Origin of the sequence: Scytonema hofmannii PCC 7110, from assembly GCF_000346485.2 — a bacterium.
GTDB lineage: Bacteria > Cyanobacteriota > Cyanobacteriia > Cyanobacteriales > Nostocaceae > Scytonema > Scytonema hofmannii.
Genome location: NZ_KQ976354.1, coordinates 10,751,889 through 10,768,273 on the forward strand (window position 1 = coordinate 10,751,889; position 16,385 = coordinate 10,768,273).

At 39.9% G+C, this 16,385-nt stretch carries 12 protein-coding genes; 3 read left to right on the forward strand and 9 right to left on the reverse strand.

Features of this window, described 5'->3' with window-relative positions; all coding sequences use genetic code 11:
• Positions 1-432: 432 nt before the first annotated feature.
• Positions 433-1,788, reverse strand: a complete 1,356-nt coding sequence (gene tftA, locus WA1_RS45320; protein WP_017744154.1) for a hormogonium tapered terminus morphoprotein TftA — start codon at positions 1,786-1,788, stop codon at positions 433-435.
• A 158-nt stretch (positions 1,789-1,946) separates the two neighbouring features.
• On the opposite strand from tftA, the gene dnaG reads away from it, so the two are divergent.
• Complete coding sequence (gene dnaG, locus WA1_RS45325; protein ID WP_017744155.1) at positions 1,947-3,905, forward strand: DNA primase; 1,959 nt, start codon at positions 1,947-1,949, stop codon at positions 3,903-3,905.
• Here dnaG and WA1_RS45330 read toward each other — a convergent pair.
• From WA1_RS45330 to WA1_RS45340, 3 genes are all read right to left on the reverse strand, one after another.
• Positions 3,891-4,088 carry a hypothetical protein gene (locus WA1_RS45330; RefSeq protein WP_017744156.1) on the reverse strand — a complete coding sequence of 66 codons (198 nt, stop codon included), beginning with the start codon at positions 4,086-4,088 and terminating at the stop codon, positions 3,891-3,893. The two genes, dnaG and WA1_RS45330, sit on opposite strands and share 15 nt — an antisense overlap.
• A 200-nt stretch (positions 4,089-4,288) precedes the next feature.
• Positions 4,289-5,809 carry a hybrid sensor histidine kinase/response regulator gene (locus WA1_RS45335; protein ID WP_017744157.1) on the reverse strand — a complete coding sequence of 507 codons (1,521 nt, stop codon included), beginning with the start codon at positions 5,807-5,809 and terminating at the stop codon, positions 4,289-4,291.
• Positions 5,806-7,254, reverse strand: coding sequence for a sensor histidine kinase (locus tag WA1_RS45340; RefSeq protein WP_017744158.1), 1,449 nt, complete (start codon positions 7,252-7,254; stop codon positions 5,806-5,808). The genes WA1_RS45335 and WA1_RS45340 overlap by 4 nt, the downstream gene beginning before the upstream one ends.
• A gap of 273 nt (positions 7,255-7,527) precedes the next feature.
• On the opposite strand from WA1_RS45340, the gene WA1_RS45345 reads away from it, so the two are divergent.
• The gene (locus WA1_RS45345) at positions 7,528-8,358 is read left to right on the forward strand and encodes a hypothetical protein (RefSeq protein WP_026134728.1); all 831 of its coding nucleotides are present in this window, start codon (positions 7,528-7,530) and stop codon (positions 8,356-8,358) included.
• A 67-nt stretch (positions 8,359-8,425) separates the two neighbouring features.
• On the opposite strand, the gene WA1_RS45350 is transcribed toward WA1_RS45345, so the two are convergent.
• The 4 genes from WA1_RS45350 to WA1_RS45365 all read right to left on the reverse strand — a co-directional run bounded on the left by WA1_RS45350 (position 8,426) and on the right by WA1_RS45365 (position 13,774).
• Positions 8,426-9,919 carry a multicopper oxidase family protein gene (locus WA1_RS45350; protein ID WP_017744160.1) on the reverse strand — a complete coding sequence of 498 codons (1,494 nt, stop codon included), beginning with the start codon at positions 9,917-9,919 and terminating at the stop codon, positions 8,426-8,428.
• Positions 9,920-10,317: 398 nt separating this feature from the next.
• The gene (locus tag WA1_RS59035) at positions 10,318-10,467 is read right to left on the reverse strand and encodes a hypothetical protein (RefSeq protein WP_201789169.1); all 150 of its coding nucleotides are present in this window, start codon (positions 10,465-10,467) and stop codon (positions 10,318-10,320) included.
• Between the two features lie 312 nt (positions 10,468-10,779).
• The gene (locus tag WA1_RS45360) at positions 10,780-12,723 is read right to left on the reverse strand and encodes an NACHT domain-containing protein (protein WP_017744162.1); all 1,944 of its coding nucleotides are present in this window, start codon (positions 12,721-12,723) and stop codon (positions 10,780-10,782) included.
• A 247-nt stretch (positions 12,724-12,970) separates the two neighbouring features.
• A complete protein-coding gene (locus WA1_RS45365; RefSeq protein WP_017744163.1) occupies positions 12,971-13,774 on the reverse strand; it encodes a glucosamine-6-phosphate deaminase in 804 nt (267 codons plus the stop codon).
• Positions 13,775-13,990: 216 nt separating this feature from the next.
• Here WA1_RS45365 and WA1_RS45370 point away from each other — a divergent pair, with 216 nt between their 5' ends.
• Positions 13,991-14,668, forward strand: coding sequence for an HAD family hydrolase (locus tag WA1_RS45370; protein WP_017744164.1), 678 nt, complete (start codon positions 13,991-13,993; stop codon positions 14,666-14,668).
• Between the two features lie 184 nt (positions 14,669-14,852).
• Here WA1_RS45370 and WA1_RS45375 read toward each other — a convergent pair whose 3' ends face one another.
• Positions 14,853-16,331: an ABC transporter substrate-binding protein gene (locus WA1_RS45375; RefSeq protein WP_017744165.1), complete on the reverse strand. Its 1,479-nt coding sequence runs from the start codon at positions 16,329-16,331 to the stop codon at positions 14,853-14,855.
• Positions 16,332-16,385 lie beyond the last annotated feature (54 nt).

A 16,385-nucleotide genomic window follows, 5' to 3' on the forward strand; every position in this document is an offset into this window, starting at 1 on the left:
CTATGCCCATATCGGTTCGTATTCGTAATGTACGAGACAAAAATATACATATCATCACACGATTTTACTGAAGAAGGGAATGGGTGCCATACATTAAATAATCAAGGAACCGCAGATGAACGCAGATGAACACAGATAAATCTGTACTTTATTCAAGTGAGAACCGCTATCTAGCAGTCCTAAATCATTTGTGAGAAACTAGATCCCCGACAACATATGCGAAGTTGGGGATCTAAGCCTTTCAATTCTTACAAATTAGATAGGATTGCTATAGAAATCATAAATGATTTGTGAAAAACTTTAAGTACCGTAGCAATGCCCACCAACTAAAGCTTGCGGTGGGCATTGCCCACCCTACGGATATTTCAAAAATCAAATAGGATTGCTATATAACCATAAATATACAGATACTCCCGCAACATCGCTCAACACTTACAGTAACCCTGCTGATTCATAAAGTCGTTTGAGCATAGCCGTAATCTTATTCCCGTACTCTAAATCTGCTGACCACCTTCCTGATAGCTGGTTAATCGTTGAAGCAATACCTCTTGTCACAAACTGAAATCGCGGATCTACGACTTCTTGTACTAGGGGTTCCAAACTTGCGTAGGCTTTCAAATGTTGGATATGCGCCCGGACACCAATTCTTGCACTCTCAAATGAAGCGGCTTCTGTACCTCCCCCTATAGTACCCAACCCGGCAAAATTATTTTGTTCGGCTCTTATATCACCACCAAATTGTAAAAACTCAGTTTCCAAACACATTTGGCAAAAAGCAGTATCATAATTCACTCCTTCGAGCGCTGCTTCTTCCCTATAAAGTTTTGGTAAGTCGGGAAACTGCACGATGGCATTGTCATTGTTATTTCTTAAAAATATTTGCAACTGCACTTCTGACGCATTACCATGTGACATAATTCTGTCGATTTGAGCGGGACAAATTTGCAAAATTGAGCGCAAGGATAAAGTGCGGCGGCTGGCTTCCCAAGAAATTGAAATACTAAACTCCCGCAGTTCAACAGCTTTTACATAAACAACTCGGCGATAAGTTACACGACGGACATTGGGTGCTTTGGACAAATCAATTCGCAAACGATCAACTAAATCGATGGGAATGTAAGCATTACTATTGATGAGTATTCCTTGCTCTGAGTAATTTTGTCCGTTAATATTGATATTAATCGCTTGATAAGTCGCTGGTTCTTGTCCGGTGTCTGTACCAGAGTCAACTTCCCGACACCAAGAAACCAGCCCTTCAGCAATTCCTGCTGCAAAATCACGACGGCGAGTTTGCAGCAAAGTGCGATCGTCTGGACTAGAGAGAAAACCAACTTGGATCGATAAAGAAGGAACAGATGTTTGCCGACAAAATGTCAAACTTCCCATGGACGACATTGCATCTGACTTGACTCCCCTGTTAGGCAATTGAGGAACGCGACGCAGTAGCCCTACAAGCAATAATTCCGCATGACTCTTGCGGTCTTCATTATTAGTGATATAGAATACACTAGCCCCACGCACAGAGGGATTGCTAGCTGTATCGCAATGAATTTCTAAAGCAACATCTTTTTGACGAGCACGGGAATTGATCCAAGCGATCGTCTGTGGAGCACTCAAATCATCGGGAACTGTAAAAACTTCAAAATTACGTGCTCTTAGTTCCGAAACAATCAGATCTCGCAGGAGAATCATCTCCTTGGCTTCATTGGTACCCCCGGCGATTGAACCCGGATCGATACCGGATGCTTCTTTACCGCCATGAGCTGCTGACAGAAAAATACGTCCCATAATTAGTTATTGTCCTATATAACGATATTTTCTTATTTGTACCAAGCGCAGTTCCGCACCAATGAATATAATATCGATCGTGACCAGTGACCAGTGACCAGTGACCAGTGACCAGTGACCAGTGACCAGTGACCAGTGACCAGTGACCAGTGACCAATATGCACATTCCCCGCTTGCACCCAGATACAATTGATGAAGTTAAGCACAGAGCTGATATCTATGATGTCGTATCAGAACACGTTGTCTTACGCAAGCGCGGGAAAGACTATGTAGGTTTGTGTCCCTTCCACTCAGAAAAAAGCCCTAGCTTCACTGTCAGCCAAACGAAACAAATGTACTACTGTTTTGGTTGTCACGCGGGAGGAAATGCCATTAAGTTTCTGATGGACTTGGAAAAGCGCTCCTTTGCTGAAGTGGTGCTGGATTTAGCACGGCGTTACCAAGTCCCAGTCAAAACTCAAGAACCCGAACAATGGCAAGAATTGCAACGTCAGGTTTCTCTGCGAGAGCAACTGTATGAAGTCCTTGCTGTAGCAGCACAATTCTATCAACACGCTCTCAAGCGCAGTGGAGAGAATGCAATGCACTATTTGCAATCCAAACGCCAACTGAGAGCAGAAACAATTCAACACTTTGGTTTTGGATACGCGCCTGCAGGTTGGGAAACTCTTCACCGTTATTTGGTCAACGATAAAAATTATCCCGTACCACTGGTAGAAAAAGCAGGTTTGATTAAACCTCGCAAGGAAGGAAATGGTTATTATGACGTGTTTCGCGATCGCATCATGATTCCCATTTGCGATGTACTCGGGCGCGTCATTGGTTTTGGTGGTAGAACTTTAGGAGATGACCAACCAAAGTATTTAAATTCCCCAGAAACAGAAGTCTTTCTCAAAGGGAAAACTTTATTTGCTCTAGACAAAGCCAAAGCAGCCATTTCCCAACTAGATCGAGTTGTAGTCGTAGAGGGATATTTTGATGCGATCGCGCTTCATGCTGCAGGTATTACCAACGCTGTTGCTTCCCTCGGTACAGCCCTGAGTTTAGAACAAGTTCGCGCCTGCTTGCGTTATACAGAATCCAAACAATTAATACTGAATTTTGATGCTGATACTGCGGGGACAAATGCTGCAGAAAAAGCCATAGGAGAAATTGCAGCGTTAGCATACAGTGGCGAAGTTCAGTTAAGAATTCTCAACATACCTGATGGCAAAGACGCCGACGAATACTTACTCAAAAGTAGCCCGGAAGACTACAAACAACTCTTAGCCAATGCTCCTCTTTGGCTGGATTGGCAAATTCAGCAAATGACAAAAGACCGAGACTTAAAGAAAGCGACTGACTTTCAGCAAGTGTCGCAGCAGATGGTAAAATTACTAAAAAATATTGGTAATACTGATACACTAAACCATTATGTCTCTTCTTGTGCAGAAATTCTAGCTCAAGGAGATGCCAGATTAGTACCGCTAAGAGTAGAAAATCTACTGTCTCAAATTCCAGCTTTATCCAGAAAAAAAGCAGTAGCACCTAAATTATACAAACCGCAATACAAACAGACACAGCGATCGCATCAACAAGAAAGTGCAGATACACAGGACAACGTCTCTATTGCTTTAACTCCAGAACAAATTCTTCTAGAACAAGCAGAAGCTTTGTTGCTTCAAATATACTTGCACTATAAAGAATATCGTCAAGCGATCGTTGCAGCACTAGAAGAAAGGGATTTACAATTTAGCCTTTCCCATCACCGATTCCTATGGCAACAAATTTTGGAAATTTCAGATGAAATGGAACCCGATTTATTATCAACTGTGCAAGATAGATGTCTGGAATTTCCTGAAGAAACAGAATTAGTAGCTCACTTATTTCATTTAAATGAGAAAACTCAAAAAGAAATATTACTACGCCATGACAAATTGATTCAGGCTGCAACGGCGTCTATGGAAGCTGTGATGAGAGAGAAGCGCTATCGTTACTTCCGGGAACTTTTTGATCGAACCGATCCTAAAGTGGAACCAGAAAAATGGCAGTCATATTACCAAGCTTTTTATGCTGAAAAAATGCGGCTTCAAGAATTAGACCGCCAGCGTCAATTTTCCATATCAGATTTGTTGTGATTTGAGTTGAATTAGTGATAAAAATTCTGCTAGTTCAACTAATCCTTCTGCTTCTTGTTGTTCTGTCAAAGTCAATTCTTCACCTGCATCCTGGCGAGCCAAAAGATATTGAAGTCTCTGCTGAACAGCATCAGGTAGCTTAAAGCAAGTCAGTTCTGCGGGTATTGCAATCATTTCAGCCATATTAAATCAGCCTTGAACCTAATATGAGAAGTTTCCTTAAATATAACCTTATTATGGAAAATTGATTGTTTATTTAAACCCCCTACTTTCAACTATAAAAACTCACTGGTCACTGATTACTGGTCACTGGTCACTGATTACTGGTCACTGATTACTGGTCACTGATTACTGGTCACTGATTACTGGTCACTGGTCACTGATTACTGGTCACTGGTCACTGCCAAATTGCTCAATTTCAAAGTAAAAGTTGTCCATCCATCAAAACTTTCAACTTCAATAGTCCCTTGCAATTGTTCGATCAGCTTTTGTGCTAAAGCTAGCCCTAAACCAGTACCAGGTTGTCTTCTAAATTCGGGGCTGCGAACCCGGTAGAACTTCTCAAAAATCTTTGCTAAGGCTGTGGGGGAAATTTCTGTTGAATTACTAATACTAATAATAGTACTGGACTGAGAAATATCGTTCCGAACACTGACAGCAATTTCACCACCAGTAGCAGTATATTTACAAGCATTATTCAATAATTCTCCCACAATTCTTGTTAAACAAGCGTTATCAGAAATTAAGGGTGGTATCTCAGAGGGAATGTTCAGCCGGAAAGTTTGCTGATGTTCCTGAATACGAGCGGAGAAACCATCAACAATGTTTGGCAACCAAGCTTGTAATTCTAATGGTTCGGGATTTAAATGACGATCTGTTCCTGATTCGGCTTTTTGCAAATCTAGCAAATCGTTGATTAAAGTCATCTCGCGATCGCACTCTGCTTTTAGAATATTGATATATTGCTGACCGTGCTCGGCAATACCCGTATTTTGCAGTAATTGAATTGCCATTCTAATATTAGATAGAGGCGCACGCAATTCGTGTGACACAATAGATAAAAATTCGTCTTTAATTTGATTAATTTCTGATAATTTCGCTAAGACTTGCTCTTGTTCGAGTTGCTTTTGGCTTGCAACACTTGCCAAATTACGCTCTGTCATATCTCGAAACACGACAATTGCGCCAATAATATTGCCTAGATCATTTTTTATTGATGCCGTACAATATTCAATTTGTATTTCTTGACTATCTTGAGAAATTAGAACTGTTTCTTCCGATAAAACAGATTTTTCATCTTGGATAAATTTTGTTATCGTGGTGTTTAAATCGTGAGGTTTTGTCGGAACAATTTTAAATATTTCTGATATTTTTTTCCCAAATGCTTCTTCCTGTTGCCATCCCGTAATTTTCTCTGCAATGGGATTGATAAACGTGATTAACTCTTGGCGATCGCAAACAATCACGCCATCACTTATCCTAGTTACAGCAGTCACTAGTCCTTTTTGATTTTCCTTTAGTTGCCTTTCTTTCTTATGCTTGCTCAGAGCTATTTCAATGGTCGTGTGTAATTCTTTTTCTTTAAAAGGTTTGAGTACATAACCAAATGGTTCTGTTAGACGTGCTCTTTCCAATGTGTTGTCGTCCGCATAAGCGGTAAGATAGATGATTGGAATATCAAGATGAGTTTGAATTTCTTTAGCTGCTTCAATGCCATCTATATTTCCTTTTAATCTAATATCCATTAATATTAGATCGGGATTGATTTTTTCAGCTATTTGGATCGCTTCTTTTCCTGAAGAAGCAATAGCAGGTACATGATAGCTCAGTTTGACCAGACGTTTCTGTAAGTCTTTAGCAACTATACCCTCATCTTCCACAACTAAAATTGTTTTCATTGTCATTTTTTTCTCCAATTTAAATTTTTATCCAACACAGGAAATGCAATTTTTACCTCGACCCCATTAGTGTAATTTATTATAATATCACCTGATAACTGATTTGTTAAAGCGTCTACTAACTGCAATCCTAATGATGTTGTATTTTTTAAATCAAATTCTGAGGGTAACCCAATACCATTATCACTAACTCTCAAGTTCAACATATTATTATTTTCTGCCCGAAGTTCAATCGCAATTTCTCCCATTCTACCTTTAGGAAACGCGTATTTTAGGGAATTGGAAACAAGTTCCGTGATAATTAAGCCACAAGGGATCGCTGCATCTAAGCTTAATAAGACACGCTCGACATTGACTGTGAGCGAAATCACATTTGTGTTCACTTCGTAAGAACTAAATAGACTTGCTACTAAATCTCGAATGTACTCACTAAAGTCAATTCTCGCAAGGTCTTGCGATTGGTACAATTTTTGGTGAATCAAAGCCATGGATTCAATTCGCATTTGGCTTTGTTGGAATATTTCTAAATCATCTTTATCCTTAATATACTCTGATTGAAGATTAAGTAGACTGGAAATAACTTGTAAATTATTTTTAACTCTATGGTAAATTTCCTTTAAAAGAACTTCTTTTTCTAATAAAGATGCTTGGATCTGTTCTTCTGCCTGCTTGTGTTCGGTAATATCAACGCAAGAGCCAATATAGCCGACAAATGTGTTATTTTCAGTATATTGTGGGATACCTGTATCTAATATCCAACGGTACTCACCATCCATTCGTCTCAGGCGGTACTCCATTTTAAAGCTTTGCCGAGCATCAAAAGCTGTAGTACGGGTAAGAAAACAGCGCTCTTTATCCTCTGGATGAATTGATTCCAACCAGCCATGACCGATTTCTTGTTGAATTGTTCTTCCAGTGAACTCCAGCCAAACTTTATTGAAGTAATTGCAGAGCTGCTCGATATCAGAGACCCAAATCATCACAGGGGCTGTGTACGCTATGAGGCGAAACCGTGCTTCACTTTCCTGCAAAACTGCAACTTGCTGCTTGCATTCAGTAATTTCTGCCTGCAGCGATTTGTTAATTTCTGTTAAATCAGATTTTTGTTTTTGGAATCTTGTTTCTAGTTCATCACTGACTTCTTGCCAAGCAACATTCGCTGCTTCTAGTTGAGATGGATCGCAGGAAGTCTGGGGTTTAGGTAATATAGGACTTACGCAGAAACCGGGTTTCTCTAACAAAAAATTTCGTTTCAGCCATGAGCTTCTGCACAGAAACCAGGTTTCTGTCGTGTGAGTGCGTAAGCCTTGTAATAAAGAGACTAACCGTACAATCATAACAACTGAAATGCTAGCAGTCAAGATTTTGAGAAAACTTGAGAGCCAAGAGCTAGGATGCCATAGTATCCATACTTCTATTAGATATGATGAACCAAAAGCGATCGTAAACATACCAAATTGCACAGCCGAAACAAACTCCTAACTAAATGTAAAAACAGCATTAAGTTTAGAAACAAAGTGCTATAAATAAATGTTCGAGAATGGTAACCTATGAATTTTCATCTTTTCTTGGTCTCATGGAAAGCGTAAGAATACTGATACCAAAGCCTCGCCTTAAATCATGGCTAAGTTATCCTACGGTTACTGAAATTAGGGAGTGAGGGAGTGAGGGAGCAGAGGCGATCGCTGATACCCAATGACAAATGACAAATGACAAAATTCTTTATGAAATATTACTTAACAAGAATTGCTGCGATCGCGGTTTTATTACTAACTTCTGCTTGTGGTTCTTCTGTCAAATCTGGAGATTCATCTCATAGCGGACATTCAACGGAACAGACGCATCATGGAGAAAGCTCCACAACTCAGGCAAAATTAACGGCTCCTAAAAATCTGGCTCAGAATCAGTCTATTTCTTTAGCGATTGATGTTCAAGACTCTCAAGGAAAAGCCGTTACAAATTTTGACACTTTTCAAGAAAAAACCATGCACTTGATTGTAGTCAGGGATGACTTACAATCTTTCAATCATGTTCACCCCAAATATAAAGGAAATGGACGCTTCGAGGTTAATACAACTTTTCCCACAGCAGGTGAGTATAAGATTTTTAGTGATTACAAACCATCCGGACAAAAAGAACAAGTTTCCCTCATGACCCTGAACATTCCCGGTTCAGTTCCACTTCCCAAGGAATTAGAGAAGTTTAACACAACTAAAATCTTAAATGATACTAAAATAAATCTTAAATTATCTGAACCTACTCCCAAGACTGGTCAAGAAGTGACCTTAACGTTTGATGTTAAGCAAGCTGCAAACAATCAACCAGTTCAGGGCTTACAACCGTATTTAGGAGAAAAAGGGCATTTAGTCATTTTAAAAAGTTCATACCCACTCACAACAACAGATTATATCCATGCTCATGCTCTCAAAGAGACTGGTGATGGACAGATAGCTTTTAAGACAAGTTTTCCGCAGCCAGGAACATACAAACTTTGGGTTCAGTTTAATCGCAATGGCAAAGTTAATACTGCTGACTTTTGGGTGAATGTTTCATAAAGAAGTATGAAGTGTAAAGGATAAACAATAAAACATTCATACTTCATCTTTATCCGACCTACTGAATTTAAAGGGGTGGTGCGGGAAGCGGTTGCGCTGGGGCTGACATAGGATTTATCCCACCTTGTCCCACTTGAAATTGACTCATCATATCGTGGTCTTCGTGAACCATGTTGTGGCAGTGGTACATATACTTACCTAGGTGAGGTCTAAATCTGCCAATGATTCGTACTGTTTCGTTTTCACCAACATAGAACACATCTTTCAAACCACGTTCGTAAGGAAAGGGTGCTTGACCATTGCGATCGAGAATTTGAGCATCAATGAGGTGAAGGTGAACTGGATGAAACCACAAACCTGAAGGATTATGCAGTCTCCAAATTTCCACCTCTTCTAGTTGTGGATTAGCATCAACTCTGTTTGAGTTCCAACCGTTCCCGTTGATAACCCACACACTATTCACATGGTCAAATGTGAAGTCGCGGCTTCGGACTGCTGAAGATTCTGACAGAAATTGAATATTGCGTAGCGTACTGGGAATTAAACTGTTATCACTTTCAGAACGCACCACATCAAAGCGCATGATGACATTCGTGTTTCCAAAATTATCGTTGTTGGGAAGCCCAAGATTTTGCAGTATAACCTGAGACCCAATGGGATATTTAGAAAAATCAATGACTATGTCATATCTTTCTGCCATTGCAAGACGCATATTCTGAGTATTTACTGGTGCTGTCATCAATCCAGCATCCGTACCAATGACAGTAAAGTCATCACCTGTACTCAGAGCAAGTCTGTAAGAACGAGAAATTGATGCGTTTAATACTCGAAAACGGTATTTATAGTTTGCAACTTCCATACGAGGCCAAGGGACTCCGTTGACTGTAATCACTTCTCCCATTAGGCTATGCTGTCCTTGGTCGTCAAAAATTAGCGAACCATCGGAGGCGAATTGTTTATCGTGAATAATCAGAGGAATATCGCGATCGCCTCTAGGGAGTGGCAAACTCAGCTCTTCATTATCTTGGACAATATACATTCCAGCCAAACCCATATAGACATTTCGAGAAGTTTGACCGAGGGCGTGGTCGTGGTACCACAAAATAGCAGAGCTAGGATTGGGATAGACATAATCCTTGTAGTACCCCGGAGGAATCAAATCTTCAGCATAACCATCGTACTGAGGTAACGATGGCATACCATGCAAGTGAACTGAGGTATCTACATCAAGATTGTTGATATACCTAATAATTGATTGTCGATTTCTACTTTGTCTAATTGTGGGACCGGGAAACGTAGCGTTGTAACCCCAAATCTCTGTTGTTCTCCCTGGTAGGACTCCTACTTGAGCCTTCTGCATCGCAATTTGATAATAGTCAGTCGTAGAATCACTGCGTACAGGGTTTAAAACTGGTGGTGTACGGAAGGGAAGTGTAAACGGCTCAACCCTCTCATCAGTTCTTTGAGCATATCCCCGATACTGAAGCCCCACGGGAAGCAAAATAGAACCCCCCGCAAGCGCTGCAATCTTCAGCGCTTCACGCCTGCTTATTTTTTTCATGGTTAAATATTCCCTGGTTAATTCAAGGTTGTATACTAAATGAGCGCTGGTTAGGAGGTGGTAACAATTTGCTCAACTAACAAGCGGTCAGAAATTTTGTGTAATGTAATTATTTCAGAAAAAATATAATCTTATGCTTAAGTAAGTTTAAGTAATAGTTCTAAATATTACGTCTTACTTAAGAAATAATAAAGAGCAAATGTGAAGACAAGTAGGTTGGGTTGAGGAACGAAACCCAACATTTGAATATGGACGCGAACGTTGAAAATGGTTTTCATAATTTTCATTCAATTTTCTCTTTTAATAAAAGAAATTTAAATTATATAAAGAATTATTAGATGTACAATGTCTTTGATATTTTTACGTTTTATGAATTGTTTGTTGTCAATACAGCAATCCTAAATCAGCCGTGAAAAATTTTTCAACTTGTAACAAACCCAGTTGCCAACACCTTGAATTGTTTTGATTTCTTTAACGGTTTTAGCAGTTGCAAAGTGTTGATGCAGTACGGTTGTCCCCTGAGTGTATCGCTCTCTAATGCAACTCAAAGAATTCCCCCTGATTTCACCAGTGGTCGAATTAGGTATAGTTCTCAAAGTCTGAGAAACTGCTATTCCATCAGTTGCTATGTGTCAAGCGCGCTCGCGTGACACATAGCAATGAAGAGCGATCGTAGAAAATGGCAAAGAAACCGGGTTTCTGAAGCCAAGAGAGCTGCAAAGGCTGCTTCTTAACAGCCGTGCAATGGCAAAGTTACTACTGCTGATTTTTGGGTAAATATTTCCTAAAAAAGAATGAAGTAAGAATTTTTAATGAAAATGAACATTTCACCAAGCTAAACGCTAACAGGTTCAAGGATTTTACTTGGGATGTTTAACCTCAAGCTCCATCTGAGCAAAGTGGTCTTGCAGCATTTTGTGAATAAAGCAATAGCGACCACCGACACGTTGGAGGAATGAGCGCTCTGTGCAGTAGTTGAGAAAACGAGCGTAGTTCCAGGGGCTGTAGCCGTTGCTATGAAGAATGAGGCGGAGGGTGAAGTGTTGGATGCAAGCTACACCACCAAAAATTAGCCCACCAAAAAATCCATAATAGACTTCATAATATAGCCATGAAATCAACGAATATCTATTGAATAGACCTCCAATGAACCATAAAAACCACCCTAGAATTAATCCGAGAATGACAGCATTTACTGCTGAAAACCAAATACCTTGATTGGGAATTTTTTTGGTTTCTATAGCTGGACTAATTTGCCCAATAATCAGCCCGAATATCACTCCCATACCTAAGCCAAAGAATAGCTCACCGAACAGCCCGCTAATTATCCCAATAATTAGCCCATCTCTCAACCCGACTAACACTCCCATAACTAATCCAAAGATTAGCCCAATAAACAGACCCCATTTTAGCCAACTTTGAGCTTTTTTACTAGAAAACTTGAAAATTTCAACAGGTTTTATCTCTCTATACCTTCTAAAAATTAGCTCAAAAAACAGATTTTTGATTAGCCCATTACCCAGTCCAATGATTAGCGCTAAAATCCAATCATGATTCTGCCAAGCATCGAATACACCTATAATCAGCGCGAAACTCAATACAACGGTCGTCCTAAGAATCAATTTATACGTTTTTTGAGCACGATTTTTTAACCAGAATGGCTGTAGTCCTTCAATTAAAAATTCCTTTTGTGTTGTTCTTTTTAACTGCTGTGCTAACCAAATAAGCCACAATTGAGTTTGTTGAGAATGAGGCGCTTTCTTCTTGCATATCCTACTGTGAATATCTCGTGTCAGCATTTGAAGTACATAAGCATTTAGCAAATACTGAATACGGGATTCTGTAGAAGTCAGTTGTTGCCAACGCTCAATAGAGATTTCTGAAGCAGCTAGGACAGCAACATTAAGTAATAAAGGTGTTTTAACTAAGTCTAATAAATCTGAGTCACGATTGATTGTTTCCCATAAATCGGCGTGATTAACTTCAACAAGATAATTATGAATTTGGTTATTCGTTAACAATTTTAAGTAAATAGCTCCATTAAGAGCAAGGTTATTTGTATAGTTATCAGACTCTTCGCTCCGGCTACAAACCACCAGAGATTGAGGGCAAAATTCTCTTTCTAGCAGTTGATTAATAGCATTAACACAAGGTTCTTGACGGTTTGATTCCACCTCGTCTAAGCCATCAAGTAAAGGTATAAGTAGCCGATTTTCTAACCATTTTTTCCCAAGCTTAACTGAAACACCGTATTTGAATTTGAGTTCAGTTATTAACCAATGAATTAATGGTTGACGCTCACCTTTCCAAGAGGATAGGTTAAACAACACAGGAATAGGATAATCAGGTTGTTCTTCCGCTCTTTGAATAAGAGATTGTGTCAATTCTAGCAGAGTAGTCGTCTTGCCACTCCCTGGCATTCCCGAAATTAACAACCTACCTGCAATTTCTTCAGAATCAAAAACTGACAAAATGCTAGTATTTTCTGGAATAAGTTCAGCTGGCTTGGAACCAATTTTGACTTCTGCATCCCAAAGACGTTTCAGCTGTTGAGGTTGCGATTCTATCCCTGAAGTTACCAGCACCGCATTGTGTAGGGATTGTTGCAATCTTGACTCAACTTCCTGCTTGACATCTGCAAGCAGCAACCTTTGGTTATATTCTCGCGCTGGATTGCCTATTGGTGCTAGCTGCTCCCCAAAGAACAAATTCCAGATATCGCCTCTTATCTGTTGAGCGTTAGTTGTGTTAGCATTCACAACTCTACTTGCATCCTGGGAATTGCGTAAGTTGTTGTTGGTCACCTTTTTCGGGTTGGTTTGCACACTAATAATAATTTGGGTATTATATGAAAAAATAATGAAAAAAACATGAGATTCTTCTTATAAGGTATAAAAAAATTGCGGAGCTTAGTTAGCTCCACATAGGAGACGGAGCCTCTCAAGATGGCATTCCCAGGCGGAGCCACCGGATCGAGTTGAGCGGTCTGGTTTCTTACGAAACAGGGGAGTAGGGAATAGGGAGTAGGGAGTAGGGGAAAGAGTGTTTCTTTCAGTCGTCGCGGGTGGTGCGCCGCCCGTGGGATGCTCCTAAAGCATCAGAATCTACATCCAAAAATAATGTTGCTCGATTGCACGTGCGAAGAATAGAAGCAGGACAATCATGTGTCACATCACCATACAACATCCGTTGCACGATTTTCTCTTTGCGTTTTCCTTGTGCAAGACAGATAATTTTTTGAGCAGAACAAATCAACGGGATAGTTACGGTAAAAGCGTACTGAGGGACAGCTTCTAATTTTGAGAAATAACCCGTATTGACTTGTTGTTGGCGGTTTACATCATCTAGCTTCACAAGTTTTACGGCGTAAGAATCTTGAAAATCAGCGACTGCAGGATCGTTAAAAGCAAGATGTCCGTTTTCACCAACACCAAGACAGCACAAGTCTATGGGTTGTGCTTGCAGTAATTTGGTGTAGCGATCGCACTCTATCAAAGGTTGCATGGTATCACCTTCAATATAGTGAAATATTTTAGGATTCACTCGATTTTCAACACGTTCTTGTAAATAGTAGCGGAAACTAGCAGAATGGTCAGATGAAATACCCAAGTATTCATCTAAATGAAACAAGATAATTCGCGACCAATCTATCCCACCATTCGCTATCAAAGCATCAAGAAATTTAAGTTGAGAGTTCCCTGTTGCTAATAACAAAGCAGCCGTTTCTTTCTCTAGGAGGATGTTTTGTAAATACTGTTGTGTTATTTCTGCAACATCCTGCGCCAGTTCGACTTCAGAGTTGTAAACCTGCACTTGTAAAGCATCGACACGAAAAGATTTTTTTGCGGTTGGCATTGGACTATACAGAAAATCTTGGACTTTAACTCAAGAAAAGGAAACGAGTAAGGGTATACTTACCGGACATCCCCTACTCGTATCTACCATAGGTTGTCAGAATTTGATGATTAATTATAGTTTTTTCTTCTCAATAAATGGTGTTAAATAACAAAGCTGGAAAAAAGAGTGTAAACTATTTAAAGAAACTTTACAAGAGTTTACACGGTAAAAACCATGCTGGCAGCAATTCTTTTTGACCTAGATGGAACTATTGCCAATACTGACCCGATACACTACCAAGCGTGGCGGGAAATGCTTACAGATTATGGTATGGACATTGACGAAACATTTTATAAATCCCGAATAAGCGGGCGGACAAATCCACAAATTATCGAAGACTTGCTACCACAATTATCATCGAAAGAAAGTGCAAGGTTTGCAGACGAAAAAGAGGAACGTTTCCGGCAAAAAGCCAGAGAAATTCTAAAACCCATGAATGGATTTGCAGAACTCATCGCATGGACAGATACACATAAACTCAAACGTGCTTTAGTCACGAATGCGCCAAAACTCAACGTACAATTTATGTTAGAAGTTTTGGATATTCAGTTCGTCTTTGATACAGTTGTCTTAGGAGAAGATTGCATAGCAGGCAAACCAGACCCTGCACCTTACCAAGTCTCGCTGGATCTGTTAGGTATCACAGCAGAACAAGCTATTGCTCTTGAAGACTCACCCTCTGGAATTCGTTCTGCTGTTGGTGCTAATATCCCTACTATTGGTGTGACTTCTACTCACGATCCGAAGGTTCTCTTAGCAATTGGGGCATTTATGACAATTCCAGATTTTACCGATCTGCAGTTGTGGACGCATTTGAATTCACTGGTATCGTTAGTGGTTAATAGCTACTAACAACTAACAACCAACAACTAATTTTGGCGTTGTTGAATCAAGGTATGAACCTAGTTAAACCTTTAAGATTTACCCTCACCCTAGCCCTCTCCCAAAGGGAGAGGGGACAAGAATTCTAGCTCCCTTCTCCCAAGGGGAGAAGGGTTGGGGATGAGGGGAATTCATACTGTTATTCAGCAACCCCCTAATTTTTTATCAAATCAAAACGGAGTTGAGCGTTGGGGTCACAACCCCTACCTGAAGTACAGGGTTCAACTCTGACTAGAAAAACTCCTCCCTCGCGATCGCGAACACCATCTGGTGAAAACTTAATTCTTCCTGCTGCACCAAAAGCTACGAAGTTAGGTTGAGACAGTGTTTTTTGTAATCCCTCACGAGTACTGTCTTTTCTCAAGCCAGTAATAATTGCTTGAAGTGCGTCATACACGATCGCAGTGCGCGGGCTAACTTCGCCACCCCAGAGACGGGAAGCTTCTGTGGAGAAGGGATTGTCTGGATTTGCATCCCGATGCCAAGGTACCGCTAAAACCATTTTGTTTAGGTTCTCTCTTCCATACTTCAACATTCTGCTGTTGTACATATTTTGAGAACCGAACAGTGGTAGTTCCCCTTGTTTTTTATTTTCTCGTATGAACTCGAAAAACTTTGAATTTGGATTGTTAATTGAGCGGTAACTAGGGAATAACAGCAAGCCTTCCGCTCCATCTGTTTTGGCTCGTCTTAAAATATCACTTATCGGAGTACTGTCACCAAAATCACAATTTGTATCAGTGACTTTACCTTCATACTTACTACTTTTAATAGAGTCTTGGTGTAGCTTTATGAGGGTCTCTCTACTGACACTTGGCTCTCTCGATCTGTCCTGTGTTTGTTGTGCTGATGAATCTTTACAAATAGCAATATTTTTTATGCCAGTTCTTTTAACTATATATTCAGCTAGCTTATCACTAAAAGTATCAGGACTGGGAGTCGCGTAAAATACATAGTTTTGCCCCTGAAATGATTGTCTGGAATTTAAATTGCCAGTTGAAACCATCACCAACTGGCGATCGTTATAAATTGATGGATCGCGAGCAAACCCTACTAAGGCTAAAATATTTGGATCGTCAATCAACTGACGATTTATATTTTCAATAGCCTGAGTGTCTCTAAAATTTGAAATGGCAGCAATTTGAAGTTGCAACCAAGCCCCATTAATTTTGTCACGGCTGTTATTGAGTGCATCTTGAGCTTGAGCTAACCCGCGTAAAGTCTCTTCTGCTTGGTCTACTGTTCCTAGCGTCAAAATTACACCAACTTTGATGGGTTTTGTATTACTTTTATTTAATTCGGCGTTAGCGTTATTCAAATAAATTAATGTCTCAGGGTCGTTACGATTTTTGTTTAGAGATGCAGTAAATTGCTTGACAGCAGTTGCAAAATCGCCTTTAGCGAAGGCTTTACTCCCTTCTGCTTTCTCAGTAGACTTGTTCTTAGTAATAAAAATTTCCTCACCCAAACTCATGTTGTCATTTGAGGATGCATTTATCGAGCCTGAATCTGGTAATTGATTGTTCGTTTGTTTTGGACTAACAAATCTACCCAATGACCACAAAATACCTGCTATTAGCGCACCAGCTATCAAAAAAGAAGCAAGCAGCCTGATGTTTTCTTTCTCATTCATATAATAAACCTAAACTAAAATAAAATGGGGAGTAGGAAAGAGGGTTTTTCATAT

Bases quoted from the DNA above. Each gene is read 5' to 3' on its own strand.
- tftA (WP_017744154.1), bottom strand. From the start codon at position 1,788: ATGGGACGTATTTTTCTGTCAGCAGCTCATGGCGGTAAAGAAGCATCC.
- dnaG (WP_017744155.1), top strand. From the start codon at position 1,947: ATGCACATTCCCCGCTTGCACCCAGATACAATTGATGAAGTTAAGCAC.
- WA1_RS45330 (WP_017744156.1), bottom strand. From the start codon at position 4,088: ATGGCTGAAATGATTGCAATACCCGCAGAACTGACTTGCTTTAAGCTA.
- WA1_RS45335 (WP_017744157.1), bottom strand. From the start codon at position 5,809: ATGACAATGAAAACAATTTTAGTTGTGGAAGATGAGGGTATAGTTGCT.
- WA1_RS45340 (WP_017744158.1), bottom strand. From the start codon at position 7,254: ATGTTTACGATCGCTTTTGGTTCATCATATCTAATAGAAGTATGGATA.
- WA1_RS45345 (WP_026134728.1), top strand. From the start codon at position 7,528: ATGAAATATTACTTAACAAGAATTGCTGCGATCGCGGTTTTATTACTA.
- WA1_RS45350 (WP_017744160.1), bottom strand. From the start codon at position 9,919: ATGAAAAAAATAAGCAGGCGTGAAGCGCTGAAGATTGCAGCGCTTGCG.
- WA1_RS45365 (WP_017744163.1), bottom strand. From the start codon at position 13,774: ATGCCAACCGCAAAAAAATCTTTTCGTGTCGATGCTTTACAAGTGCAG.
- WA1_RS45370 (WP_017744164.1), top strand. From the start codon at position 13,991: ATGCTGGCAGCAATTCTTTTTGACCTAGATGGAACTATTGCCAATACT.
- WA1_RS45375 (WP_017744165.1), bottom strand. From the start codon at position 16,331: ATGAATGAGAAAGAAAACATCAGGCTGCTTGCTTCTTTTTTGATAGCT.